Origin of the sequence: Aquidulcibacter paucihalophilus, assembly GCF_002105465.1 — a bacterium.
GTDB lineage: Bacteria > Pseudomonadota > Alphaproteobacteria > Caulobacterales > Aquidulcibacteraceae > Aquidulcibacter > Aquidulcibacter paucihalophilus.
Genome location: NZ_NCSQ01000173.1, coordinates 61,159 through 85,819 on the forward strand (window position 1 = coordinate 61,159; position 24,661 = coordinate 85,819).

At 56.4% G+C, this 24,661-nt stretch carries 19 protein-coding genes and 1 tRNA gene; 10 read left to right on the top strand and 10 right to left on the bottom strand.

From position 1 onward, the window contains the following. The first annotated feature begins 2 nt into the window (after nt 1-2). The gene (locus tag B7364_RS16345; RefSeq protein ID WP_085341116.1) at nt 3-731 is read left to right on the top strand and encodes a TVP38/TMEM64 family protein; all 729 of its coding nucleotides are present in this window, start codon (nt 3-5) and stop codon (nt 729-731) included. Then, nucleotides 728-2,152, top strand: coding sequence for a dihydrolipoyl dehydrogenase family protein (locus tag B7364_RS16350; RefSeq protein WP_085341117.1), 1,425 nt, complete (start codon nt 728-730; stop codon nt 2,150-2,152). The genes B7364_RS16345 and B7364_RS16350 overlap by 4 nt, the downstream gene beginning before the upstream one ends. 45 nt (nt 2,153-2,197) lie before the next feature. Here B7364_RS16350 and B7364_RS16355 read toward each other — a convergent pair whose 3' ends face one another. Next, nucleotides 2,198-4,078 (bottom strand): vWA domain-containing protein, encoded by a 1,881-nt coding sequence (locus tag B7364_RS16355; protein ID WP_232780937.1) that lies wholly within the window; start codon nt 4,076-4,078, stop codon nt 2,198-2,200. A gap of 161 nt (nt 4,079-4,239) precedes the next feature. Here B7364_RS16355 and B7364_RS16360 point away from each other — a divergent pair, with 161 nt between their 5' ends. Next, nucleotides 4,240-5,244 carry an acetyl-CoA carboxylase carboxyltransferase subunit alpha gene (locus B7364_RS16360; RefSeq protein ID WP_085341118.1) on the top strand — a complete coding sequence of 335 codons (1,005 nt, stop codon included), beginning with the start codon at nt 4,240-4,242 and terminating at the stop codon, nt 5,242-5,244. Here the strand turns inward: B7364_RS16360 and B7364_RS16365 are convergent. Continuing rightward, nucleotides 5,212-6,375: an epoxide hydrolase family protein gene (locus B7364_RS16365; RefSeq protein ID WP_085341119.1), complete on the bottom strand. Its 1,164-nt coding sequence runs from the start codon at nt 6,373-6,375 to the stop codon at nt 5,212-5,214. The genes B7364_RS16360 and B7364_RS16365 overlap by 33 nt on opposite strands. A gap of 149 nt (nt 6,376-6,524) precedes the next feature. Here B7364_RS16365 and B7364_RS16370 point away from each other — a divergent pair, with 149 nt between their 5' ends. Next, nucleotides 6,525-7,898 (top strand): hypothetical protein, encoded by a 1,374-nt coding sequence (locus B7364_RS16370; protein WP_157893763.1) that lies wholly within the window; start codon nt 6,525-6,527, stop codon nt 7,896-7,898. Here B7364_RS16370 and B7364_RS16375 read toward each other — a convergent pair. From B7364_RS16375 to B7364_RS16400, 6 genes are all read right to left on the bottom strand, one after another. Next, nucleotides 7,876-9,543 (bottom strand): sulfatase-like hydrolase/transferase, encoded by a 1,668-nt coding sequence (locus B7364_RS16375; protein WP_085341121.1) that lies wholly within the window; start codon nt 9,541-9,543, stop codon nt 7,876-7,878. The two genes, B7364_RS16370 and B7364_RS16375, sit on opposite strands and share 23 nt — an antisense overlap. A 26-nt stretch (nt 9,544-9,569) precedes the next feature. Beyond that, complete coding sequence (locus B7364_RS16380; protein ID WP_085341122.1) at nt 9,570-10,616, bottom strand: glutathione S-transferase C-terminal domain-containing protein; 1,047 nt, start codon at nt 10,614-10,616, stop codon at nt 9,570-9,572. Next, nucleotides 10,616-12,445, bottom strand: a complete 1,830-nt coding sequence (locus B7364_RS16385) for an arylsulfatase (protein ID WP_198534301.1) — start codon at nt 12,443-12,445, stop codon at nt 10,616-10,618. Before B7364_RS16385 ends, B7364_RS16380 begins: the two co-directional genes overlap by 1 nt. 93 nt (nt 12,446-12,538) lie before the next feature. Beyond that, nucleotides 12,539-13,621: an MBL fold metallo-hydrolase gene (locus tag B7364_RS16390; RefSeq protein WP_085341123.1), complete on the bottom strand. Its 1,083-nt coding sequence runs from the start codon at nt 13,619-13,621 to the stop codon at nt 12,539-12,541. A gap of 106 nt (nt 13,622-13,727) precedes the next feature. Further along, nucleotides 13,728-14,627 (bottom strand): formylglycine-generating enzyme family protein, encoded by a 900-nt coding sequence (locus tag B7364_RS16395; RefSeq protein WP_232780938.1) that lies wholly within the window; start codon nt 14,625-14,627, stop codon nt 13,728-13,730. Beyond that, the gene (locus B7364_RS16400; RefSeq protein ID WP_085341124.1) at nt 14,624-15,904 is read right to left on the bottom strand and encodes a DsbA family protein; all 1,281 of its coding nucleotides are present in this window, start codon (nt 15,902-15,904) and stop codon (nt 14,624-14,626) included. The genes B7364_RS16395 and B7364_RS16400 overlap by 4 nt, the downstream gene beginning before the upstream one ends. Nucleotides 15,905-16,057: 153 nt before the next feature. Here B7364_RS16400 and B7364_RS16405 point away from each other — a divergent pair, with 153 nt between their 5' ends. The 3 genes from B7364_RS16405 (at nt 16,058) to B7364_RS16415 (ending at nt 17,721) form a co-directional block, all read left to right on the top strand. Then, nucleotides 16,058-17,137, top strand: a complete 1,080-nt coding sequence (locus B7364_RS16405) for an esterase-like activity of phytase family protein (RefSeq protein ID WP_085341125.1) — start codon at nt 16,058-16,060, stop codon at nt 17,135-17,137. Beyond that, nucleotides 17,134-17,574, top strand: coding sequence for a CopM family metallochaperone (copM, locus tag B7364_RS16410; protein WP_085341126.1), 441 nt, complete (start codon nt 17,134-17,136; stop codon nt 17,572-17,574). Before B7364_RS16405 ends, copM begins: the two co-directional genes overlap by 4 nt. A gap of 70 nt (nt 17,575-17,644) precedes the next feature. Continuing rightward, a tRNA-Arg gene (locus B7364_RS16415) sits at nt 17,645-17,721 on the top strand. A 3-nt stretch (nt 17,722-17,724) separates the two neighbouring features. Here the strand turns inward: B7364_RS16415 and B7364_RS18050 are convergent. Both B7364_RS18050 and B7364_RS16425 read right to left on the bottom strand, forming a co-directional pair. After that, nucleotides 17,725-17,994: a hypothetical protein gene (locus B7364_RS18050; protein WP_085341127.1), complete on the bottom strand. Its 270-nt coding sequence runs from the start codon at nt 17,992-17,994 to the stop codon at nt 17,725-17,727. 54 nt (nt 17,995-18,048) lie between these two features. Then, nucleotides 18,049-19,233 carry an ATP-binding protein gene (locus B7364_RS16425; RefSeq protein WP_085341128.1) on the bottom strand — a complete coding sequence of 395 codons (1,185 nt, stop codon included), beginning with the start codon at nt 19,231-19,233 and terminating at the stop codon, nt 18,049-18,051. Nucleotides 19,234-19,528: 295 nt separating this feature from the next. Here B7364_RS16425 and B7364_RS16430 point away from each other — a divergent pair, with 295 nt between their 5' ends. The 3 genes from B7364_RS16430 (at nt 19,529) to B7364_RS16445 (ending at nt 24,652) form a co-directional block, all read left to right on the top strand. Then, nucleotides 19,529-22,141 carry a CRISPR-associated helicase/endonuclease Cas3 gene (locus tag B7364_RS16430; RefSeq protein WP_085341129.1) on the top strand — a complete coding sequence of 871 codons (2,613 nt, stop codon included), beginning with the start codon at nt 19,529-19,531 and terminating at the stop codon, nt 22,139-22,141. Nucleotides 22,142-22,542: 401 nt separating this feature from the next. Further along, entirely contained in the window at nt 22,543-24,090 is a 1,548-nt protein-coding gene (locus B7364_RS16440) for a hypothetical protein (RefSeq protein WP_085341131.1), read from the top strand. A gap of 13 nt (nt 24,091-24,103) precedes the next feature. Further along, a complete protein-coding gene (locus B7364_RS16445; protein ID WP_085341132.1) occupies nt 24,104-24,652 on the top strand; it encodes a hypothetical protein in 549 nt (182 codons plus the stop codon). Nucleotides 24,653-24,661 lie beyond the last annotated feature (9 nt).

Genomic DNA, 24,661 nt, shown 5'->3' on the forward strand with positions numbered 1-24,661 from the left:
ACATGCAAGCCATCAAACGTTTCGGCCCGCTGGTGGTCATTGCCTTGGGTCTGATCTTGGCCATAGCCATGGGCTGGCACAAGTATCTTTCATTTGATGTTTTGGCCAAGCAAAGCGAAGTCCTGCGCCAATTGGTGACAACCAAACCCCTTCTGGTAATCGCCTGTTATATGGGCATTTACATCTTCGCGACGACGATTGCCTTGCCCGGGGCTATTTGGATTACGATTGCCGGTGGCTTTTTGTTTGGGCCCCTGTTTGGCCCACTTTTTGGCCCTATTTTCGCGACTGCCATCGCCTCGACTTCGGCCACAATTGGCGGCACGATTTTGTTTATGGCCACCCAGTCTGCCTTAGGCGGTGGACTGCGGGCACGCGCCGGTGGGTTTATCGACCGATTGGAAAAGGGCTTTCAAAAGAATGCTTTTGGTTATCTGCTGACCCTCCGCCTTCTGCCTGTCGCACCGTTTTTTGGAATCAATCTGGCCGCAGGCTTTTTAGGGGTGCCGCTGCGCACCTTTGTGCTGGCCACCGCCATTGGCATTCTCCCCGGCTGCTATGTCTATGCCTCGTTGGGCAACGGGATTGAGCATTTGATCTCGCAAGGCCAAACGCCAGACCTCAAGATCATTTATAATCCCGAAGTGATGGGACCGCTTTTGGGCTTAGCAGCTTTGGCGCTGCTGCCCAGCGTGTGGAAATTTGTCCAATCGAGGCTGAAAAAAGCATGAGCCGGCAAGAACTCAACGTCGATATTTGTGTGATTGGGGCCGGCGCTGCGGGCCTGTCGGTGGCAGCAGGTGCAGCCCAACTTGGGCTTTCAGTCGTCCTTTATGAAGCAGGCGAAATGGGGGGCGATTGCCTCAACACCGGCTGCGTGCCTTCCAAGGCCCTGATTGCGGCAGCTAAGACCGCCCATTCCATGCAACATGCCAGCCGCTATGGCCTTGGGAATGCCAAGGCCGTGGTCGACTGGACTAGGCTGCGGGGCCATATAGACGGGGTAATTGAGACCATCGCCCCCATTGACAGCCAAGAGCGCTTTGAGGGCCTGGGTTGCACCGTTTTCCGCGAACATGCGGCCTTCATTGATCCGGGCAGAGTTCAAAGCCCATCGGCTACTGTGACAGCGCAGAAATTTGTGGTCGCTACAGGTGCGACCGCCTTTGTCCCGCCAATCCCCGGTCTTGCGGAAACCCCCTTCTTGACCAATGAGACCGTCTTTGCACAACCAACCCAGCCCAAGAGTTTGATCGTTTTGGGGGGTGGGGTGATCGGGGTTGAACTTGGCCAAGCTTTTGCCCGCCTAGGCACGCAGGTGACCGTGGTTGAGGCCATGACCATTATGGGTCCACAAGAGCCTGAAGCGGTGGCGATTGTGCGCGCCAGCCTGTTGGCAGACGGCGTAACCGTCCAAGAAGGCGCAAAGGCAGTCGCGGTTTCGGGCGATCACGCCGAAGTCTCGGTCACGTTGGAAGATGGTCTCGTCCTGAAGGCAGAGCGTCTGTTGGTTGCTGTTGGCCGGGCGGCGCGCGTTGAGAATATTGGCCTTGATAAAGCTCATGTCAGCTATAGCCGCAAGGGCGTAACCACCGATGACCGACTGCGCAGTCGATCCAATCCCCGCGTGTGGGCTATTGGCGATGTGGCGGGTCAAGAACAATTGACCCATGCAGCAGGCTTTCACGCCAGCGTCTTTATTCGTAATGCGGTGTTTAAGGCCCCTGCTACGGCTGTTGTTGCCCATATGCCGGCCGTGGCCTATTGCGATCCAGAAGTGGCCAAGATCGGCCTGACAGAAGCCCAAGCGCGCGACCAATTTGGCAGTGAGGTGACCGTCACTCAGGCCGAATTTGAAGATAATGATCGCGCCCAGACCGAGCGGTCCACCGAAGGCTTTTGTAAGCTCGTGATTGGCAAGGGTGGTAAAATTCTCGGTGCTACCATTGTCGGTGAAGGCGCCGGAGAGGCCATTCAACTTGTGGGCCTCGCCATGGCCAATAAGAAAGGTGTGGGAGCCATTACCAGCCTCATCTCGCCCTATCCAACCCGCAGTGAAATCGTCAAGCGCGCGGCGAGTGCCTATTTCACGCCGAAACTCTTCTCAGACCGCACCCGGAAATTGGTGAAGTTCTTAAAGCTGTTTGGTTAGAAAAGGGCGCGGCGGCTATAGCGTCCGCCACGCCCAAAGGAGCTGCTAGTCTTGGCCTTTACCGGGTAAACGCTCTAGCCCTTCGGCGCGCGAGACGAGATCGATGAACTCATCGCGGAAGCCAAACCGATCTTCGCCTTTCGCTGCTTTCGCGATCCGGACGACATCGCCATAGCCAAAGCCTTTACCAATCCACGGATCTTGCCGCAGGAGCTGGGCATAGCCCGCCACAGCCACCGCAAAGCGGGTCGATTCTGGCGCGCGATCAAAGCTGGCAGTGCGATCAGCGTCGGTTATCGGCCGCTCAATCAAGCGCGATGTGGCCTCGCCCGGCACCTTATAGCGCAGGCGCAAGAGCCCCAATTCCTTGGCTTTGTCTGTGGTAGGGGTTGGGCTTTCGGCACCATAGCGCAGAGGATCATAGCTGCCTTGGGCACCAATTGGGGTGATTTCGAAAAGCGCGGTCACTTGGTGACCGGCGCCGATTTCCCCGGCGTCCACTGCATCATTATTGAAGTCCTCCCGATTTAGGGCACGGGTCTCATAACCGATCAAGCGCCATTCTTTGACGCGTGCTGGATTGAACTCGACTTGCGCCTTCACATCGTCAGCAATGGGGAAAAGCGTGCCGCTGATCTGGGTGTCAAACACTTTGCGGGCTTCTTGGATGGTGTCGATATAGGTCGCCACGCCATTGCCGTTCTGGGCCAAGCTTTGCATCATTGTATCATTATAATTACCTCGACCAAAGCCAAAGACAGAGAGATAAATGCCCTTCTTGCGTTGGTCGGTGACATAGGATTGCAGCGCACGTGGGTCAGAGATACCAACATTGAAATCACCATCCGTCATCAGGATCACCCGATTGACCCCTTTTGGATCATAGTTTTTTGCCGCCATTTCATAAGCGAGGCGGATACCCTCCCCGCCAGCGGTAGAGCCGCCTGCCTGCAAGGCTTCGAGCGCACAAATGATGTCGCGGGTATTGTTCCCAGCCGTTGGCTTTAGAACAACCCCAGCTGCGCCCGCATAGACGACGATCGAGACGCGGTCTCGGGCCGTCAGATTTGGCGTCAACAAGGCCAAAGCACGCTTGGCCAAGGGCAAGCGGTCTTCGTCCATCATTGAACCGGACACATCCATCAAAAGGGTGAGGTTCAAAGGTGGCCGCTCGCTGCGGGCGATATCATAACCCGAAAGCCCAACATGCACGATTTGCTTGTCTTCAGCCCAAGGGGAAGGCGCGACGGCCACCGTCGTGGAGAAGGGCAATTTCCGATCCTTTGGCTTAGGATAGCCATAATCAAAGTAATTCAAAAACTCTTCGACCCGCACCGCATCGGCGCGTGGCAGACTGCCCTCGCTCACAAAACGGCGTGCATTAGCATAAGAGGCCGTATCGACTTCCATCGCAAACGTTGAAACTGGCGACTCCGCAGTTTGCTTGACGCTATTGAGCGCTGCGAGTGGGTATTTTTCCGTTGACTGCCGCGGTGGGGCATAAGAAGCGCTTTTGCCTGCCACAACCACAACCGCGGCTGGCGCGTTGTGGGTTTGGGGTGCCACGCGGGTTCCCGTCACGACAACCGAAGACAAAGCTTCATCGGCAACCGCTACCGGGCTTGGCGGGGGCGGAGGTGGTGGTGGCGGAGGATTAGCCATCATGGTCGGCGAAGCCATGCCCACGGCCATGCGAGCGCGTCTGGGATAGCCGCGCTGGGCGTCTTCTGACGGTGCAGGGCAGTTATAGTCGGTTGCGTCTGTGGACACAGACTGAGCAACCGAGCCAGCATATTGGGCATAGGTAGCCGGATTGGTCCCACAGCTTGCGACCAAAGCTGACAAGGAAATGGCTGCAATAAGTTGTTTGACTGCGAACGTCATTCTGACTTTGCGGCCAGACAGGCGGGCGTGAACTTGGATCATGTGGCTTACCTCCAAACGCTTCTGTGAACGTTTCACACGATAGGGAGGGCGCAACAAGGCCTTGTTTGGGAGGCTTCAGGGCCAAATTGCGGCATTTTTAACCAAGAACCTACTGGCGCGCAGGCTTGCCGAAGCGCACGCACAGGCTTAATCGGTTTGTCATGGTTGAACGTCCCGCATTTCTCGACTTCGAGAAACCCATTGCCGATCTTGAAAAGAAGATCGATGAGCTGAACGCGACTGCGGAAAAGAGCGGCGCAAAAAGTGTGCGCACCGAAGTCTCGAAGCTCCGCCAAAAAGCCAATCGCGCTTTAGCAGACCTGTATCAGAATTTAGACCCTTGGCGGCGCACCCAAGTTGCGCGCCACCCTGACAGGCCGCACTTTAAGGACTATGTCGAAGAACTGATCACGGACTATGTCGAGTTGGCGGGCGACCGTAAGTTTGGCGAGGACGCAGCCATTCTAGGCGGCATGGGTCGTTTCCGGGGTCGCCGCGTGGTCGTTCTGGGCCATGAGAAGGGCCGCACAACACCTCAACGACTGAAACATAATTTCGGCATGGCGCGGCCTGAAGGCTACCGAAAGGCCGTACGCTTGATGGATATGGCCGAGAAATTCGGATTAAGTGTCCTGACCTTTGTTGATACGGCTGGCGCATATCCAGGACTTGACGCCGAAGCGCGCGGCCAGGCCGAGGCGATTGCACGCGCGACCGAGCGCTGCTTGACCCTTGGCGTGCCCATGGTCTCCGCGATCACCGGCGAAGGCGGCTCTGGCGGTGCGGTCGCCATCGCAGCCGCCAATAGCGTGCTGATGCTGGAGAACTCAGTCTATTCGGTGATTTCACCCGAAGGGGCTGCCTCCATCCTTTACCGCTCTGCCGATCGGGCCAAGGATGCTGCCACCGCCATGAAGATTACCGCCCACGACCTGTTAAGCTTTGGCGTGATCGATGGCATTATTCCCGAACCATTAGGCGGGGCACATCGGGCACGCGCCAATGCCATGAAAGCTGTGGCCGATGGCATTGAAAAAGAGCTCTACAAACTCGATTCCCTCGACGCTGCGGGCTTGCGTGCCCAACGTGCAGAGCGTTTTTATCGGATTGGCCGTTCGCTGGCGGACCTACCTTCAGCAACCGATACGCCGCCCAAAGCTAGCTAAATCGCGGACAAAAAGGTCTGGTGCCTCCCAAGCGGCAAAATGCCCACCATAGGGCATATCTGTCCAATGCTGGAGATTATAGCCTAACTCAACCCAGTTACGGGGTGGATTGGGGAAAATGCTATCGCCCGGGAAATTGGCAAAGCCTGTTGGCACCTCAATGCGTTGGCCTCGTTTTAGGAAATAGCCGCTGCCCTCTTCCAAAACCCCGCGATAGAACCAGACCGAGGTCGCAAAGCGGTCGGTCAGCACATAATGCATGACATTGGTAAGCAGGTCCCTTTTGCCAAAGATCGTATCGAGATTGCCGCGCGACGCGTCGGACCAGTTTTGAAATTTCTCGACGATCCAAGCCGCCTGTCCAAACGGCGAGTCTGTCAGAGCCATGGCCAGTAATTGCGGGCGCGTGGTTTGAAGCTGGAAATAGGCCCCACCAGCCTGCATCATTGCGGTGGACTTTTGCGCCCAAGCGCTGTGCTCTGGCGTGGTTAAGGTCGAGAGGTCCGGGCGTAATCCCAGCATCGTCAAGTGAATGCCTGAAACGACGTCTGCATGATCCAGCCCCAGCCACGCGGTGATGACCGATCCCCAATCTCCGCCTTGGGCGATAAAGGACTGATAGCCCAAAACCTCAAGCATGAGTCTGCGAAACAGGCCCGCCGTCGTGCGTGGGCCGATGGGGTGCGCCGGAGGGCCAGAAAAGCCATAGCCCGGCAGGCTTGGGATAATCAGATCAAAGGCATCATCGGCCTTACCACCATGCTGGGATGGGAACGCCAATGGGCCAATGACTTTATGAAACTCAAACGGCGACCCCGGCCAGCCGTGGCTGAGTAAGAGGGGCCGCTTGCCACAAGCTTCGCCCACAACATGCAAGAAATGAATATCTTGCCCGTCTAGCGTGACTTGAAACTGCGGCACGAGGTTGAGTTCTGCCTCAACCGCCCGCCAATCATAGGCATGGAGCCAATAATCCTGCAGCCCTTTCAACCACGCGGTAGAAGCCCCGCGCGACCAATCCTCCACCCCCTCTTCAGCCGGCACATCCGGCCATTGGAAGGCTGCAACCCGTTGGCGGACTTGGGCAAGCTTTTGTTCTTTTATCTGGATTGAATAAGGGTGCACCTGCATCGCATGTCTCCTTGATCAAAAAGCTTAGTGCGATCAGCGACGTCTGACCAGCATCCGCCATCTCGCCACCAATGAGGTATTTGCAGGATGTTCTATTTATAGTAGCTTTGAATAAAACAATTAATCTTGGGATTTTTGGGGGTAATGAGATGCCAACGGAGCAGGAAGACGTCGCGGAAAATAGGGGCCCCAAAGAACGTGTTTCGAACCGGCAATTGGTTGGGCAATCGGTCTTTCTTTTGGCGATTACTATCATGGCAACCACCATTCTGGTTTGCGCCGATATGGCGCGCAGCTTTCGTCAATCAGACGGCAGTGCCCAGCAATCTGGTCAAGCCATGTATGCCGCTGCGGCAGACCTCCAACTGATCGAAAAGCAACTTGCAACCTTGAACACAGAACGCGCCCGACTGACCCAAAGCTACGCGGAAGCGGTGCAGGATTTAGAGAATCTTGGTCGGGTTGAATATGCTTCTAGGGTCCAGTTTCGTCGCATCCTGTTCCAATGCTACTACAGCCAATACAACAAATATGTGCTGGAGAATGACAAACAGCCCCCGGAAGAGCGCCTAAGTGTCCTCAGTCAACGCTTCCTGAATAAGGTCTATGGCGACATCAGCCAAAATCCAACGATTAGTGCCAATTGCAAAGGATTGCCGCGGGCATCGGGCACGAAGACGGACGGTGATAGTGGCCTCGATCGCATTGAAATTTTGTCGTTTCCGGATCTGGATGTCGCATCGGGGCAGGATGGGCGTGTTTCCACGCGGAAGTTTCCCGATAAATGCGCCACCATTGCCGCTGCCAACCTCGGACCGGTTCAAGCAAAAGAATGTAGCTATTCAAATGTCATGACCTATGTCAGTCGGCACGAGGGTGCCAAAGCACGCCTCACAGAATTATCTGACTTCAAGAAAGTTCTGGATGACCAACTCAAACAAGTCACAGAGGAACTTTCAAAACATAAAATCCTAAGCCAGCCTGCGGCCTTAGAGGCAACGCGACTGCTCGTCAGCTTTATGCCATCGGTTGATCGGAACAGCCCTTCGGAGCCAGCCGCGCCAAAGCCGAACCTAGCCATGGCGCTTTATCAGCCGATTGAGGCAGGCGTCGACTTTGTTTTACGCACACTCCTCACCGCGCCTGCCTTATCCCTCACCATCCTCTTATCCCTTTCAACAGGTGCTGTCGGTGGGGCTTACCGTTCAGCGTGGGTCCAATATAGCCCCGAGAACGACAAGGTGAATTTTATGGGCGTGCAAGATTCCTTGTTGCTCGGCGCCTTTTTAGGCGCGGCGGTTGGTCTTTTGACATGGCTGGGCATGATGACAACCGGCGCAGTTATTGGCGGACAAGAAGGACCAGCCGCCAATATGGATCCAAAGCTTTTGGCGGCAATTGCGGTGGCTGCAGGCCTTGCCAATCGCGAGGCCATGCAATTCTTAGTCACGACGGCCCAAAAGAACCGGGGCCAAGTTCAAAGCCAATCTGAAAACGAGGTCAATTCGGCCAATAGGCGATAACATCGTCTTTGGTCGCCTTGGTGCCTAAAGCGCGGTCGATGGCGATTGGGCCTTCGAGCGTCGCGGGATAAAGCGGCTTGCGACCACTGGCCCTATGATCGTCCAACAATTTCCGCAGCTTGGCCACCATATCAGGCCGAGCGGCAGCCAGATTGGTTTTTTCGGTTGGATCCGTCGCAAGATCATAAAGATAGACCGCGCTTGGTTTATCGACGAGTTGCAGCTTCCAATCGAAATGGCGCACAACCCGATAGCCATCGCTTTGCCAGAAGATTGTCTCATGCGGGCGGGTATCACCGGCTTTACCCGTCGCATGGGGCAGAATATTCACCCCATCAATCGCCACGCCTATGGGCAGGGCTGCTCCGGCGGCGGCGGCTAAAGTGGGCATAAGATCAATATGGGCAATTGGGGCTTGCACTTGTCTGCCGGCTGGAATCTTGCCGGGCCAAGACATGAACATCGGTACGCGGATGCCACCTTCAAACAGCGAGAGCTTCCAGCCACGGAATGGTTTGTTGATCTCGGGCAAGCCAATATAGCCCGGCCCACCATTGTCGCTGGAGAATACGATCAAGGTGTTTTCGGCCATGCCCTCTTCTTTCAGCGCCTGAACAATCCGGCCAACGCTGCGGTCCAGAGCCACAATCATGGCCGCATAGACGCGCTCCCGCTCTGAGCTCATCGGGCCCACGGCATCGTAATCAGCTTTCTTGGCTTGTAACGGTGTATGGACGGTCCAATGCGAGAGATTGATGAAGAAAGGACGGTTTTTATTCGCCTTAATAACTTTGATCGTTTCATCGGTCCAATAATCGGCCAAATAGCCGCGCGGCTTAAACCATTCCCCATCATTATAGGAGGCTGCATATTCCATCCGCGCCCAGAGGAATTTGTCGATTGGGTCAAAATCAAGCTTGGCATTGACGACATTTGGGTCATCTTCGGGCAGATGCAGGCCACTGGCCATCAACAAGCTTTCGTCAAACCCTTGCGCATTGGCCCCAAATTCGGGGCCAAGGCCTGTGTGCCACTTTCCGATATGGACAGTGTGATAGCCGCGCGTCTTCAAGACTTCCGCGATGGTGACTTCCGAACCCGGCAAGCCTTGCTTGTCGAACTTCGGCATCTCGGCGACCCGGTCGGCATGATAAATGACCGGTGGCATGCCGCTTTGGCCACGCATCGAGTCCGACACCATTTTCACCACTCGGCCCATGCCATCTGGTGTTGGGGTGAATTCAAAACCTGTTCGGGTTGGATAGCGCCCTGTCATGATCATGGCGCGCGATGGCGCACAACTCGCTGTGCCTGAATAGGCTTGGCGGAAGGCGACCCCAGAAGCGGCCAAGGCATCAATATGAGGGGTCTTGATCTTGCCATTGGCCAAACCGCCGCCAAAGGTCGAAATATCATTATAGCCCAGATCATCAGCTAGAATGAAAATGATATTGGGCGGGCGGTCGTCAGGTGTCGCTTCGGGGGCCGCTGGACCCTGCATCCAGGCAATCGGCTTGTTCTCAGGAATATCGCTACGCTTTTGGGAAGCCGCCAGCGCCAGAACAATATCTACCCGCTTCACATAGGCCAATGCGCCCAAACCCACGACGGCAATTAGACCGCCTACGAGGACTTTCTTTAGCATGACGTCCTTCTCCCCCAAATCTTATTCTAAGTGATCTCAAACAGCGCTTCGCAGCCGGTACCATCGAGAATGGCGCGGCAGGCCGCCCTGTCCGCTTCTGACAGGGACTTTGCGTGATCTTTCAGCCAAACCAAACATTTGGCCTGATAGGCGAAGGTTGGCTGCGTCCATGCCCGCCCGTCAATGCGTGTCTCAAAGCTTGAAGCGCCCGTTTGGGCGGCTTGGGCATTGGCGAAAAGGAAGGGCACATAGAGGCGGCCAATCTCGGCCAGCAAAGGCGCAAGACGGGCTTTCGCGTCACCGCGGTCAAGCCAGTCCGTTTCTTTAGGCTCAAGGCCGGAAAGATCTTCCATCCGGTCAATCCACGCGCGCAAACGGGGTGCACGCTCGGCACAAAGGGCAGCCGGGGTTGGATCAACCACACCCAATTGGGTCAATTGACCATAGAGGCCAAAGTCAGATGTGCCAGGCCTTGCCCCCATCACAAAGCCCGTCGGCTGTATCAACACCTCCAGCACGCCCAGCAAGCGCTCATAGGAGTGCTCAATAGTTGCCGCGGTCACCGCATTCGAGCCGACGACATAAAGGCGATCAATCTGGCGCTTTGAGATAAAGTCCGAGGCGGCCTTGGCATCGGCGTCCGAGGTTGTCGTGTCATGCCAGAAGACCAATTGCGGACCGGCGTGGGCGATATCAGCTTCCCCTGCCCAGCGATAATGGAACATCGCTTTGGTGAGCCACTCATCCGCAAAGTCTTCAATGAGGTGATCGAGGAACGCCATAACGGGGTCGGTCGGCACCAAGGCGCGCCCTGTAAACTCCCGCTCAAGGCGGGCCAGAATGGGCGTGGAATCAACTTGGGCCTCATAGCCACCCCCAGCTTGCGGGAAATAGACCGTGGGCAAAAGCTTGACCTTGGCTTCGGGAAATCCCGGCATGGGGCTGCGGTGACTGCCCCAATGCAGGGCATAGGGAATATGGCGGTAGCGCAAGGCCGCAATGACTTTGCGGGTATAGGGTGAACCTGCAGCCCCGAGGACATGGAGACGAGGCGGGGTAGGAGCATCCGACATCAGGCAACTTTCTTTTTGCGAGATATCCGTGAAAGGGTGCCCCGCACGAGCGCGAACAGAACAAGGGCCAACACCAACGCGAGACCTGCCAAGTGCCAACCATAAAAGCTCAATTGACGCATCAAGCTATTATGTGCGGCAGCCCGCTGCACTTTATAGCCCTTGGGCAATTCAAGCACGCCATTGGCTTTGGCATAAGCGGCAAAAGCGCGCTCGAGATCGGCGCGAACTTCTGGCAATTGCGCCGATAAGTCGGTCGTTTGGCCAGGATCATTGACGACATGATAAAGCCGCCACTGATTATCACCATAGGGCGGGTTATACTTCACCAATGTGTAATCGCCTTTGGTGATGGCGGCATTGCCCGATACCTCCACCCCGACTGCATCATTTGGCCCATAGACTGACTGGGCTTGGCCAGAGAGCACTGGGGCAAGGCTTCGCCCAGAAATCGGCTTAGACCCTGCAATATCGGGCGCCCCACCGACAAGGTCGATCAGAGTAGGCGTAATGTCCTGCACAAAGGCTGCGGCATTGACGGCTTTGTCTGCAGCAATGCCGGGCCCCGCCATCACCATCGGCACATGTAACCCACCGCTAGAGGTATAGAATTTGAACAAATAGCCCGGGGTCGCCACCGCACTCGCCCATTCCGGGCCAATCCAATTGTGGCTGCCACGCTCACCCAAATTTGCTAAGTTGTGCGTATAGCCCTGGGTCTTCATCCAGAAATTGAAGCCGCGCTCGCCGCCAGGATTACTGGGCTCTGGACCATTATCGGAAGTGATGACGAAGATCGTATTTTCCAACTCACCGGTCTTGTCCAAATGCGCCACCAGACGCCCAATCTCGGCATCGGTCGCCTCGATCATGCCGGCATAGACTTCCATCGCCTTGGCTTGCATCTTCTTTTCTTCAGGGCTCAAGCTGTCCCAAGCCCGCAAGCTGGCATGCATGGCAGGTGGCTTTGCGTCTTGCGACACCAAGCCCAAAGCTTTGGCGCGCTCAAACCGCTCTTTGCGCAATTGGTCCCAACCGCCGTCAAAGCGACCAGCATATTTCTGGGTATATTCGCGGGGTGCCTGCACAGGTATATGGACTGCTTGCAAGGCAACATAGGCCAAAAAGGGCTTGTCGTCCTTGGGCCGCGCCTCCAAATAGCCCAGCATTTTGTCAAGGATTACGGTCGAGGAGAATTGACCACTGGGATAGGCGGTTGGCTTATCGTCCTCAAACCAAGGCGCCTCCCGATAGAAGGGCATATAGGGCTTATCGTCCCAATTATCGGCCCCCGAGGCATCAAGCGCAAAGGACCGGTCGAATCCATGCGAGCCCGGCAATTGCCCCGGACCATCACCCAAATGCCACTTGCCACTCATGAACGTCCGATAGCCCGCAAGACGCAGCCGCTCTGGCAGGGTGGCGACATTAGCCTCTAGATGCAGGCCATAACCGGGCTTGCCAACATGTTCCTTGGGCAACACCTCTTTGATCGTCGCCACACCGGCTTGATGATTGGTCAGCCCTGTCAGCAACATGGCGCGCGAGGGTGAGCATAAGGGCGACGTCGCATAGCGGGTAAAGCGCGTGCCCCTGCGGGCAATTGCGTCAATATGGGGTGTTTTAGCCTCGCCGCCATAAATGCCCAAATCCATCAAAGCGGCATCGTCAAACAGGATGATGACCACATTGGGCTTGGCCTTGGTTTGAGGTGCTTGCAAACTCGCTTGTCCAGAGGCAGAGCCTGCCCCCGACATCAGCGCCACTCCCCCCAGCGCAAGGCCCAACGCCCGCACCCAGCCAGACCGGTGTTTGCTAATTCTGCCCACGCGCGCCCCCAAACCATTTCCTTGTTTTGACACGATGATTGTCATTGGATGCAGAAGGGGTCAAGCAAATTCCGGTCATTGAAAAGGCCTTCCTCAATCGCGCAGAACACGGCGCTTAGTCAGCTTGCCGTCGCGGTCCAGTGAGACCAGATCGCCATCCTGCATGATCCAGAACGGGCCCTTAAACTTCTGCGTGGCATCCCCCAGAAACGGCCTTTCCAAGCCTTTTAGCGGCAGAGCTGGCACGATATGAGTCAGGGCGACGCCGCCGACCTTGGCGCGCGTGGCGATGTCGGCGATCTGGCTGGGGGTCGCATGATAGTTTTCGATGTCGTGAAAGACTTGGGCGACCCCTGCCTGCCCAGACCCCTTGGCCGCTTGTCCCATAATCTGGGTTAAGTTCGGGGCGATGGCCTCATGCACCAACAGAGTGGCTCCGTCCGCGGCCTTGGTGACGCAGTCACACATTTTTGTGTCGCCGCTGATGACAATCTTCTGCCCGCCATATTCAATCCGATAGCCCAAGGCGGGCTCAATCGGGCGATGATCGACGCCAAAGGCAATGATCTTCAAGTCGTCGCGATCATAGACGACAGCCTCTGCGCCAATGGCAGGTGGGGCAAAGGCTTTGGCCTCAAACCCAAAGCCCGCGGGTGGCACAATGTCTGCCCCATGATGGGCGACCCGATAGCCGCGATCTTGCGCATAGACTTGCGATAGGCCCGCCGCGATCTGCTCCACCCCTGTCGGCCCATAAAGCGGCAGCGGTGTCGTGGCAGAGCTCGACGCCCAGCGTTGCAAGCCCAAAGAGCCAAGACCATCAATATGGTCAGAGTGGAAGTGGGTTAGAAAGACCGCTTGGACTTGGCCCGTTGGCAAGCCCATGAGGTTTAAGGTCTCTGCCGAACCTTCTCCCGCATCAAACACAAAAAGCTTGCCGCCGGCGATAATCGCCAAGCATGGCCCGGCGCGGTCTCGATCCGGCATGGGTGAGCCGGTGCCGCAAAAGCCTGCATGCAATCCTGCTTTAAGCCCTTCAATCGTGGGATGGGCCAAAGCCTGATTGGCCCCCCGCTTTAAGAGCGTCAAGGCAATCTCGTCGCGATTTAGGGCCGCGATCACGGCACCGCCGACACTCAGGGCCGCAAGGATGGCAAGAACTGACTTGGCTTTCATGGTGCTTCCTTGAGCAGCTTTGGATGAGCCTTATATTGACACTATAAGTGCAATAATTAGCCTGTCAAACCGCCAGTGCGCACAATTCGGGCCGCAAGCCATTTGCCTACGGCAAGTCGCGAACCAAGCGGAACCCAATATGATTACTTGAAAAATCAATATCTTGTGCTTGGCGAGCTTGTGGACGATAGCGGCCGCAGAAATTATCCGAACATAGCCATGACCCGCCCTTGATGGTTCCAGAAACCCCGTCTTGGAAGGGGGTTTCGGTCCATTCCCAGACATTACCGATCATATCATAAAGGCCGAGTTTGCTGGGCGGGAAACACCCTACGGGTGCGGTCGATTGAAACCCGTCTTTGCCCTCGTCCAAGACGGGAAACAGCCCTTGCCACGTATTGGCGATAGGCTTTTTTTGGGGATCATAGGCTCCAGATCGCGTGTTTGCCGGATCGGCCAGACCTAACTGGGCGGCATATTCCCACTCAACCTCATGGGGCAATCGCCCCCCGGCCCAAGCTGCATAGGCTTTGGCATCTTGGCGCGAGACGTGGATAACGGGCTTATCTTCTTGGCCCACAATCGTGCTGCCCGGGCCTAAAGGCGTTTTCCACGTGGCACCTGGAACCAGTTTCCATTGCCCGGGCTGACCTTGGCCGCCAATCGCGAACACGGCAGACCCCGCCCCACCATCGGTGCGGCTTAGCGATTTTTCGGCATCCGTCACATAGGCCTTTGCAGCCACAAAGGCAGCAAATTCACGGTTTGTCACCTCATGGGCCTGCATTTCAAACCCATTGACTTGAACGCGCATCGTGGGACCTTCCTCTGGAAAGGCAGGGTCTTGGCCCAGCACAACCGATCCCGCAGGTATTTTTACCCAGCCCCCCTGCTTGGCGACCGGCAAGCCGCAGCTAACTTTCGCCTCACTCCTTTTGATTTCATCGGCTGGCTTACAGCCGAGGCTGAGCAGAAGCGGCAACAGGATCAGAAATGCTCGTTTCAAGATGCCAGCTCTTTCAAAGCGTCCTCAATCACCCACATGCGGTCTTGCCCCCACACGCAAACCTCATTCACACGAAAGCACGGAACTCCCCAATGGCCAATCTCCAAAAGCTCAAGCCGATTGGCCTCTGCTGTGTCGCGCCAGCTCTCTTTCCCCAGTTGTTTGTGGGCTTCCGACCAAGGCAAGCCTGCCCTTTCGACAATCTGCTTCATCCCGGCATCCGAACCTGCATCTACCCCTTGAGACCAAACGGCCGTCAAAAAGGCTTCAACAAACGCATAGCCACGTCCCTGCTCAAGGGCCCACGCCAAAATGGCATAGCCCCGCTCAACCGGCTTGCCGACCGGGTCAGCAATCCGCCCAAACGGAATCTCCAGCCGCCGGGCCTCGCGCGCATTATCCAGCGTGAAATAGCGGCTCTTCATCGGCGGTACGGGCAGGCCGCGCATTACCATCGGCAAGACATAGCGCAAACGCAGCTCTGCCCCATAAGCATCCGCCAAGGCCTTGGCCCGATGGGCAGATAGATAGGTATAGGGGCTGCGGAAAGACAAATACCAATGCAGGACGGGCCGCTCGCCTGCCTTTGGCTGAGCGGGTGTAAGGTCTAAGCTAGGGGGCGGAAAGATCAGATCAGGCGGCGCGCCTGAAACCTGCGCGCCGACACCGCGCAAGCGCGTTTCCAAATAATGCAGGCGATCAATGCCCCAATACCATTCGTCACCATAATAGAGCATAGCCCCCATGAAATGGCCTAGCCGTGCCCGTTCGGCATCCCCCTTGGCACATACATCCCCCGTATTCATGGGCGCACCAGTCTCGATCTTGCCAGCCCATAGGGCGCAACTTATGGCCACCGCCCGTTCCCAGAAATCCCGTCCCCTTAAGGCGTCGGCAAAAAAGGCTTGGGCCGCAAGCACGGCTTCAGGGCTTGGCTGAACGCCGTGATCAACGAAGCTAAAGCCAGACTTCTGGGCCAGTCGTGCACAATCCTCGCGCCCATAGGCAATCAGGCGATCACGCTCTGGGGCTGCCCAATCATCGGGCGGGCCGACCAGCCAGACATGCAAATCGACATCATAGCGGGTCCGGAACAAATCCAAGGCCTGCAAAGCCAGATGACTATAGGGATCATCAATCTGATGAAAATAATCGACGCGGTGCCGTGCGCTTTGGCGCTGGCGCTCTTTCTCATGCTTATCGCGGGCTGCATCCTGGCGCTGCGCACTGGTGATGGCCTCGGCAACTCGTGAAACCACAAGCGTTTTCAATGACATTGCTCTCCCCCATCGCGTCCTTCTGCCAGCTTATGTTTTGGCGTACAGAATGTCAAAAACAAGCACGTAACGGCTTGTATGGATCAGTTCCCTATTGGACCCAGAGCTAAAAGCGGCCTAGGTTACAGACAACCAAAGCCCTAAGGATAGACCATGCGGGTGCCCGCCCTTTTAGCCCTTTGTCTGCTCAGCAGCGCCGCTTGCGCCCAATCCAGCGCGCCTCCTGCGCTGGAAACACATTTTTCTACCCCGATTAGCGCCCAAAGCCTTACGCCCGAAAACCTGACCGGTGTCCGCAAGACCGGCGAGGCAGAGCTGATCTATGCGTTGCGCCTCGATACCCGGCGGCAGAATCCAAACCTGCCGGAAGAATTTGGCGGGCTCTCTTCCCTGTCTGTCCGTGTCGCAGCAGGCGATACCATCTCCTTTGACGCCATAACCGATCGGGGCCACCTCGTCCGCTTCTCTGCCCCAAACCCGCAGACTTGGGGGCAGGCCAGCCCGCCAACATCAACCCAGGTTCATCTTACGGCATTAAGGGATCCGGCGGATAAACCGCTGCGCGGTGCCAATCAAATTGATAGCGAGGCAATCGCACCCACCGATACAGGCTTCCTCATCAGCTTTGAGCGCAACCACCGTCTCATAGAGCTGGTCGAGACGGAGACTGGCTACAAGAGCCAGCCGGGTCCCAGCCTGACAGGCTTTGACGGCTTAGAACCCAATGGCGGGATGGAGGCCCTCGCCCGCCTCCCCAATGGCCAATATCTGGCTTCAGCCGAATATGGCCCAGACCGGTTGGGCGATCCGGCCGCAAAGCTGAAAGCGCCCTATTGGATCTTTGATCAGAACAATCAAGCGGTGACCGCCCCTCGTGGCAGCTTCGAAAACCAAGGCCGGTTTGGCATTACAGACATTCGGGTTGAAGGTGAGGAGGTGTGGGTGCTGAAACGCTCGTATGACCCTGACACCAAGATTAATCTCTCGCAGGTGGACATCTGCACCCTTGAAAGCGTGATGGCGGGCAGGCCGGTCTGTGCCTTAAAGCTGGCGCTGTCGCCGCCCTTCTTATTGGATAATTATGAAGGCCTTGCCGTGATGGACGACCCCTTAAGTGGCGGCAAAATTGTCTTCCTTCTGTCGGACGATAATTTTTCTGCCGACCAAGGCACATTCCTGCTCGCTTTTCGTCTGAACGCCGCCATTGCCACCAACACAGGAACCAAACCATGACACCCATCCGTACTTGTATCAGTGTCGCTACCAGCTTGATCGCAAGCCTTGCCCTTTCGGCCTGCCAGCCCGCGCCCGCTAATCCTGTTGCGGCGTCTGGAATGGATCACAGCCAAATGGATCACAGCCAAATGGGCCATGGGAACAAGATGGGCTCAACCGACCCAACAGCAGCCGCTGCCCCTTCAACCAAAGCATTTGAGGCCGCCAATGCCGCCATGCACGAAAAGATGGCGATCGCCTATACAGGAGACGCTGATAAGGATTTCATCGCCGGCATGATTCCCCATCACGAAGGCGCGGTCGCCATGGCGCGAGTCGTTCTTGAACATGGCAAAGACCCTGAAATTCGCAAACTGGCTGAAGACATCATCGCCGCGCAAGACCGCGAAATCAGCCAGATGAAGGCGTGGCAAGCCAAACACGCCAAGCCATAGACGGCGATGCCCCGACTGCCCAAGCGATGTTGAAACCATCGCCCATCTGGGCTACCGACACATCTGCGCTGCACCCGTAGCTCAGCTGGATAGAGTGTTGCCCTCCGAAGGCAAAGGTCACAGGTTCGAATCCTGTCGGGTGCGCCATTTTTACAATAAAAAACAACAATTTATACTGTGAAAAATTTGGCCGTTGTCTTCGACATCTACTTGGATACCACCTGGATACCACAGTTTTAGGCTCGAATCGGGCTTGGAGATTTTGTGACTTTTTGTTTCGAAGCGTGGCGCAGTGCCTCGATTGGTTTCGACTTGGTCACTCGCCAACGCTTTAGACAAAGCGTGACGTACTTCAGCTGGCCCGAACAATGGGTGAACTTCAAGCGGTACAGCAATATCGGCAACTGTTCCGTTAGTCATCCGAACACTTGAATGCGGGTGGCAAAACAATCCGCTCCACAAAGTATGTCATTATCAGGGAGAAAGCGGCCCTGGCATCACGCGTCGCATGAAGGCATCGAACAATGGCACCGTAAAAGCTGTATCGCCATGGGACGGGCTGAACAGCATGCCCTTAGTGATCAGACTATTGCGAACCGGCGCGAGCGTAGAGACTTTAATGCCCAAGGCGTCTGCAATCGTGCCCGATCGATGGGGACCCGGCCCTAATTCGGCCATTGCGCGCAGATACCGCTTTTCTGCAGGTGTAAGACGGTCAAACCGCACCCTGAAAAAGCTTGCGTCGAGTTCTGCAATAGCGATCTCCCGTGCACTTGCCACATCGTCCGCCGAGATCGGGGACGCTTCGGCGACTGCCCAAGTATGCTTGCCCCATTCCTGGAGAAAATAGGGATAGCCCTCGGTATCGCCCAAAATGGCTTTGAGGGCGTTTTCCGTGATTGTCTCCCCTTCCCGCTCTACTGGCACGCGGACCGCGCTCTTGGCTGCCTCTGGCTCCAGAGCTCCCAAAGGTATGAACTCGAACAGTCGCTCAGCGTAGGACTTGGCCTGCCCCATCTGACCTAACAGTTGGGGCAAGCCTGCAGCCATAAGCGTGACCGGTAGCTGTTTCTGGCTCGCACGGTGTAGGGCGGCAATCAAAGCCGCCAATTGCGGCTCAGGCACATATTGAAGTTCATCGACGGCTAGCACTACGGCGGTTTGGCGCTCCTTCGCAGCCTCGCCGACCGCTATGATTAAGTCGACAAGATCAGCATCTAGATCGCCTGAATCCGCAAGACCAGGCTCTGTCTCAAATTCGATGCCAACTTCGAGGTCATCATATTTGACCTTCAGCTTGGCAAAACCAGCAAGAGCCCTCAGTGCGCGGGACACACCCTCGCCTGCCCGCTTGATGCGATCCAACTTCAATAGGCTTGTCCGTAACGGAGGGACCAGCATCGCCGGCAGTGACCTGTTCTCTGGAGCCTCCACAGACACAACCACCATGCCCTCGGCTTCTGCCGCATTCCATATCGCTCCAAGCAGCACAGTCTTGCCTACACCGCGCAACCCATAGAAGATCAAGCTACGTGCCGACCGCCCTGCCCTAATGCGATCCAACGCCACCGACGCACGCTCGACCAGTGCATCACGGCCTTCAAGTTGCGGCGGTGGTGTTCCAGCACCCGGGGAAAAAGGGTTTCGTCTAGCATCCATAAGGAAGTTATACCAAGTTAGTATTTTTTTGTAAACTGAGATAAGAAGTATATATGTTGTTGCGATACCCGCTTCGGTGATGAGCACGCGCCACTTAGTCTATTCCCAGTCTCAAGGTTCATCTCCACGTGATCTAAGAAGTACGCATCATCTCTTGTTCCAGGGCAATCGAGTCACCGTTAGGCCCAACTCACCCTGCAAAGCGCCTTATGAGCACCTTTTGACCACCCATCATCGAAACGTCAATTGACCTTTGATCCGTTCTAAGTTGCAGTGTTGTTTAGGGAGGACATTAATGGCGGTCTGGGGAAAGTTGCAGCGGGATAAGGGAGGTGGTTTGTCAGGCGTCGAGTATGGCTTACTGGACCATTGCTGCGACGTTGTGGCCGTCTTCGAAGCGTTAGTTCAAGTGTCGGCATTCAGGCGCATCTTGGAAAGAGCAGCAAACCGCCAGCTGAGCGAAGGACATTGGCGCTTATTGTCTTATTTCGTGTTTCTGCATGACCTAGGGAAATGCAATTGGGGCTTTCAGGCCAAGCGTGATCCAGGGGCAGCACATACTGCAGGTCACGTCCGCGAAGTCGGCGGATTGATTGGGCGGTCGGACTTGCCTGCGTTTCTTAAGTTCATGTCGAGCGAAACTGTCTTTCGCGAATCAATCGAGGGTATCTTGTTATCCGCCTCAATCGCCCACCATGGGGAGCCTGTGGTGCTCGAACCCAAATTCGGGAGGCAATTCTGGGACCCGGCACTCGGACAAATTCCGATTCAGGCCGTAAACGATATGGTCGCGTTTGCCTCGGACGCATTTGGAGCCCCAAACGCCAGCGACCTTGACTGGCTTGCCCATGACGAGCGGGCGGCGGCGTTCACACATGCGTTCGCAGGCCTTGTCAGCCTGGCGGACTGGATCGGCTCCAACCCTGCACCAGAGTTTTTTCCTTATCACGGGCATGAGCCAGGTCGTCGGCTCGAATGGGCACGCAGTCGGGCTGAAGTGGTGGTCAAGGCCATGACACTCGACACGAGCCTTTTACGAGATGGCTTGATCGGCCACGACCTTGACTTTCAGCGCGTGTTCACGGTGCCGTATGCACCAAATGCAATGCAAAAGGCCGCCGGTGTCAAACTTGATGGGCCGATCACCTGTATCGAGGCCCCCACCGGAAGCGGGAAGACAGAAGCTGCCCTCTGGCATTTTCTGCACCTATTTCAACATGGCTTGGTGGACGGACTCTATTTCGCTTTGCCTATGCGAACCGCAGCCACTCAAATTCACGAACGTCTGCGTGCGTTTGTGGCTGGCACTTTCCCAGATGCAACATTACGGCCCAATCTGGTGCTGGCGCTACCAGGATATCTTCGCGAAAATGACGCGGATGGGCAACGCCTACCAGGTTTTGAAGTGCTGTGGCCTGATCGGGAGGCCGGAGAAACGAGTGATCTTAGCTATTTGCGGTGGGCTGCTGAACATCCCAAGCGGTTCCTGGCAGCAACACTTGCGGCCGGCACCATAGATCAGGCCCTATTGAGCGTTCTCCAGACCCGGCACTCTCACTTGCGCGGGGCGACCCTGTCGCGTCATTTGCTGGTTATTGACGAGGTTCACGCCAGCGACGCCTATCAGGGCGCGTTAATCCGGGCACTGTTGAGGCGCCATGTGAAGCTTGGCGGACGGGCACTTCTGTTGTCCGCCACATTGACCGAGGCCGCCCGGATCGGCTTCCTGCACCCTGACCGAAAGAACACACGCCATCCGCGTCAGGCCAATGTCGACTGCGGTGTGACCCCTGCCAAAGGGCCTTCGCCTTACCCTTTGCTGAGCACGCCAAGCTACGCCCAAGCCATCCCTTTTTCTGGCTCCCCCAAGGCGACCATCATGCAACCGACCGGCCTGATCGATGACCCCGCCGAAATCGCCAGACTTGCCATTAACGCCGCACAAGCCGGCGCACGCGTTTTGATCATCCGCAACACAGTCGCGGGAGTCCTTGCTGTCCAACAAGCACTTGAGGCCGCCTGTCCTACCCAGTCCAACTTCTTGTTCAAAGTTGCGGGGCAGAGCTGCCCGCACCATGGGCGTTACCACAGCGCTGACCGGCAAAGTCTTGATTGCGAGGTCGAGGTGCGCTTTGGAAAAGGGGCCATCAGTGGGCGGGGATGCGTCCTCGTTGGTTCGCAAACACTTGAAATTTCGATTGATTGCGATGCGGACCTTCTCATAACAGACCTTTGCCCCGCGGACGTATTGTTGCAAAGGCTCGGGCGGCTGCATCGTCATGACAAGCCTAACCGGCCAAGTGGTTATGAATCCGGGCGCGCCATTATTCTGACACCAGAGACACGAGACCTCACGCCATTTACCCAACAGCATGGCAGGAAGCGTCACGGATTTGGGCAGGTCTATCCAGACATCCTGATGATGGACCTGACTTGGCAGGCCCTCCTCGATCGTCCAGTCTGGACCACACCCACTGATAATCGCTTTCTTGTGGAAAGCTGCATCGGCGACGAAGCCTTGGCCAGAGCGCTGCAAGGGAGAAGCGTGGATTGGGAGCGCAATCGCAATCTGCAGATTGGAGAGCGCGGCGCGTTCAGGCAGGCGGCCAGCCGCCATCTCTGCGACTGGGATATAGCTTGGAGCGAGCAGCCCTGGGCGGGCGACCTTGGGGAGACTGTTGCCACTCGTCTGGGATTGCGCACGCTCCAGATCACCTTTGCGCAAAATGTCAGAACTGTTTTTGGCAATGAGATCCGCACATTGGATATTCCCGGTTGGGTAAAGTTTCCAGCGGACATGCCGTTTGACGACAAGCCTATTGCGACAACGACCGATTCTGACGGAGCCATCTGCTTTGAGTTGCGAGGCCGGTTATTTCGATATGGGCGGTTTGGACTGGAGGTATAATGTACGTTCTCATCATATACAGTATTTATGAGAATTGTTGACGCGGGGTTCGACAGGATGATATGGCCAAAAATGTTGGCACCTGCACCCACGTCGAAACTTAATCGCGCCAAAAGGCGAGCGATGCCGAACTGCTGGACTATAAGCAATGCCTTGCTGTGGCTTAGCGGGACTTATCTGAAATCCAATAGGAAGCTTGATTTTCCTGTTATTCAAGACGAGCCGAAAGAAGATGCTTCTACAGACCGGGCCGATAGTCAAAACTGGGAAGCAAAATTTCTGGTTCCAGTATAGGGCCATCACTGCCCGCCCGCGCGGGAATGGTCCCTACTGAATAAGGTGAGGCCGTTGAGTATCTTAGTCACCCCCGCCAACGCGGGGACTTTGTTGGAGGTCTTAAATTGACGAATTGGATCGAGTTTTCTTTGCAAATTGACGGCAAGCACAACAAGGCTGATCTGGCATATGCCCTGGCCGCGCTGTCTGCGGGCTGCGATGTGCGGTTCGGCGCGCTGCGGCCCCATCAGGCACCGGCGTGGAATGCTTTTCTGGTGCAACTGGCCACCATGGCTCTAGACAGGGCAGGCAAGACGCTTGAGCCCTTTGATCCCACGACATGGCGGGGGCTATTGGTTGACCTTGCCAATGCTGATCAGCCGGGAAGTGGCGAAACAGCGTTCGCGCTGATCGCCGCGTCGAACCGCCCGGCCTTCTTTCAGGCACCGACGCCAGATGGTCTGAGCACGTTCAAGAATAGCGTCACGACGCCTGATCAACTGGACATGTTGGTAACCTCCAAGAATCACGACCTCAAGGCTGCTCGGATGTTAGGCGCGGATGACGAAGATTGGGCGTTTGCCCTGATGTCCTTGCAGACCCAGGAGGGATTTCTCGGGCGGGGCAATTACGGGATTGCGCGGATGAACGGTGGCTTTGCCGCGCGTCCATTTGTGGGCTTGCAGGTCTCGGCCAATACTGGGGTGCAATTCTGTCGCGACGTGTCTCTCTTGCTGGCAAACATTGATGCCATGGCTGGGTTCTTTTCAGGCCATGTGGGTCTCACGTGGATTCGGCCCTGGGATGGCGTGCGGCAATTTGCGATCAACGAACTCCATCCCTTGTGTCTGGAAATCTGTCGGCGCGTCCGCTTGGAGCGGGATATCGACGGTCGTATCTTTGCCCGTGTCGGTAATTCAGAGGCCGCCAGGATTGCCACACCGCCAGAGTTCAAAGGTGACACGAGCGATCCATGGACCCCGGTCTTGAGCGGGGAGGGCAAATCGCTCTCGCTGAGTTCAGACGGCTATTCCTGGCGGGTGATGTGCAAGCTTTTGTTTGGCAATGCCAAGGAGAGGTGGGCCATGCCCCTCTTGGCCAAGCCGCAAAAAGCAGATGGTCGAGGCATTTTGGTGCTACAATGTGCGGGCATCGCACGCGGGCAAGGCAAGACCGAAGGGTACCACAGCCGCGCCATTTCAATTCCTCCCGCACGACATGCTATTCTGGAACCGGGCAGCGATGATCATGCCGCCTGGGCCTTGGCGGCCAAGAACCATCAAGAGGATGCTGCGACCATGGCTCGAAAAGTTTTACGCTTTGCCCTGATGTGCGGCTTCCAGAAAGGCCGAGACCAGGTGCGCCTTGACGCGCGGGAGTCGGGGTCTGCCGCCGACCAGATCCTGCACGAACATTTTGATCCGTTTGTAGATCGCAACTTCTTCGAATTTTTACTCGAAGGCCCAGATCAGCCGTTCGAAGAACGGCAGTTGGCGTGGCAGCAGGCCCTGAAAGTCTGGGCCGAGCGTGCACTTCATCTGGGCCTGGCTAATGGCCCACAGACGGAGGAGCGGCGCTTCTGGGCAGAAGCGCATGCGCAAAGCGCTTTCAATGCAACGCTCTACAAGAATTTCGAAAACCTGCGCGCACCCGGATTGGCGAAACAATCCTGATTGGAGGCATTTCATGAGTGATGCGAAAATCGAAACAAAAGTCTTTGATCCGATCTGGCAGACTGCCGTCTGGTTGCGCGAGGAGATTCCAAAAAGCCCCTTGAGTAATGGCGAAAAGGCCGCATTGCGACGGCTGGATCCAGCCAATCCTGACCAGCGACATCTGGGGCCGGTCTTCGCGCTCCTGGCACGACTGGAAACCAAGTCTCAGGCAAGTGAGAACAGTGAAAAGTTGGGAGCCGGGCTTCCTGACCTTATCACCATCAATGCGTTGGCATTGGCCAATGGTAATCACGTTGGCACGAGCCCGTTCGGGGGCGCACTGGCGACCATCGACCTGGGCGAGATGCGGTTGAATTTGTTGCTTACCGCCGATCTCGCGACCTTAGCTGAGCTGGGGCCGCGCATTGCACGCCGGTTTGCGGCCAAGGGACAGCCTGCCAATTGGAAGCAATTCCATCGCCTTGCCCGCACCGCTGACCACCCCAACGACAGCGAAACCTACCGCCAGGCCCGCCTACAAATTACTCGCGACTTTCAACGCGCCACAACCCAATCATAAGAAAGGACA

What these genes read in the sequence shown, in the direction of transcription:
- B7364_RS16405 (WP_085341125.1), top strand. Translation starts at nt 16,058, where the DNA reads ATGCGGGTGCCCGCCCTTTTAGCCCTTTGTCTGCTCAGCAGCGCCGCT.
- B7364_RS16355 (WP_232780937.1), bottom strand. Translation starts at nt 4,078, where the DNA reads ATGATCCAAGTTCACGCCCGCCTGTCTGGCCGCAAAGTCAGAATGACG.
- B7364_RS16425 (WP_085341128.1), bottom strand. Translation starts at nt 19,233, where the DNA reads ATGGATGCTAGACGAAACCCTTTTTCCCCGGGTGCTGGAACACCACCG.
- B7364_RS16345 (WP_085341116.1), top strand. Translation starts at nt 3, where the DNA reads ATGCAAGCCATCAAACGTTTCGGCCCGCTGGTGGTCATTGCCTTGGGT.
- B7364_RS16400 (WP_085341124.1), bottom strand. Translation starts at nt 15,904, where the DNA reads ATGTCATTGAAAACGCTTGTGGTTTCACGAGTTGCCGAGGCCATCACC.
- B7364_RS16350 (WP_085341117.1), top strand. Translation starts at nt 728, where the DNA reads ATGAGCCGGCAAGAACTCAACGTCGATATTTGTGTGATTGGGGCCGGC.
- B7364_RS16445 (WP_085341132.1), top strand. Translation starts at nt 24,104, where the DNA reads ATGAGTGATGCGAAAATCGAAACAAAAGTCTTTGATCCGATCTGGCAG.
- copM (WP_085341126.1), top strand. Translation starts at nt 17,134, where the DNA reads ATGACACCCATCCGTACTTGTATCAGTGTCGCTACCAGCTTGATCGCA.
- B7364_RS16390 (WP_085341123.1), bottom strand. Translation starts at nt 13,621, where the DNA reads ATGAAAGCCAAGTCAGTTCTTGCCATCCTTGCGGCCCTGAGTGTCGGC.
- B7364_RS16365 (WP_085341119.1), bottom strand. Translation starts at nt 6,375, where the DNA reads ATGCAGGTGCACCCTTATTCAATCCAGATAAAAGAACAAAAGCTTGCC.
- B7364_RS18050 (WP_085341127.1), bottom strand. Translation starts at nt 17,994, where the DNA reads ATGACTAACGGAACAGTTGCCGATATTGCTGTACCGCTTGAAGTTCAC.
- B7364_RS16380 (WP_085341122.1), bottom strand. Translation starts at nt 10,616, where the DNA reads ATGTCGGATGCTCCTACCCCGCCTCGTCTCCATGTCCTCGGGGCTGCA.
- B7364_RS16360 (WP_085341118.1), top strand. Translation starts at nt 4,240, where the DNA reads ATGGTTGAACGTCCCGCATTTCTCGACTTCGAGAAACCCATTGCCGAT.
- B7364_RS16430 (WP_085341129.1), top strand. Translation starts at nt 19,529, where the DNA reads ATGGCGGTCTGGGGAAAGTTGCAGCGGGATAAGGGAGGTGGTTTGTCA.
- B7364_RS16375 (WP_085341121.1), bottom strand. Translation starts at nt 9,543, where the DNA reads ATGCTAAAGAAAGTCCTCGTAGGCGGTCTAATTGCCGTCGTGGGTTTG.
- B7364_RS16370 (WP_157893763.1), top strand. Translation starts at nt 6,525, where the DNA reads ATGCCAACGGAGCAGGAAGACGTCGCGGAAAATAGGGGCCCCAAAGAA.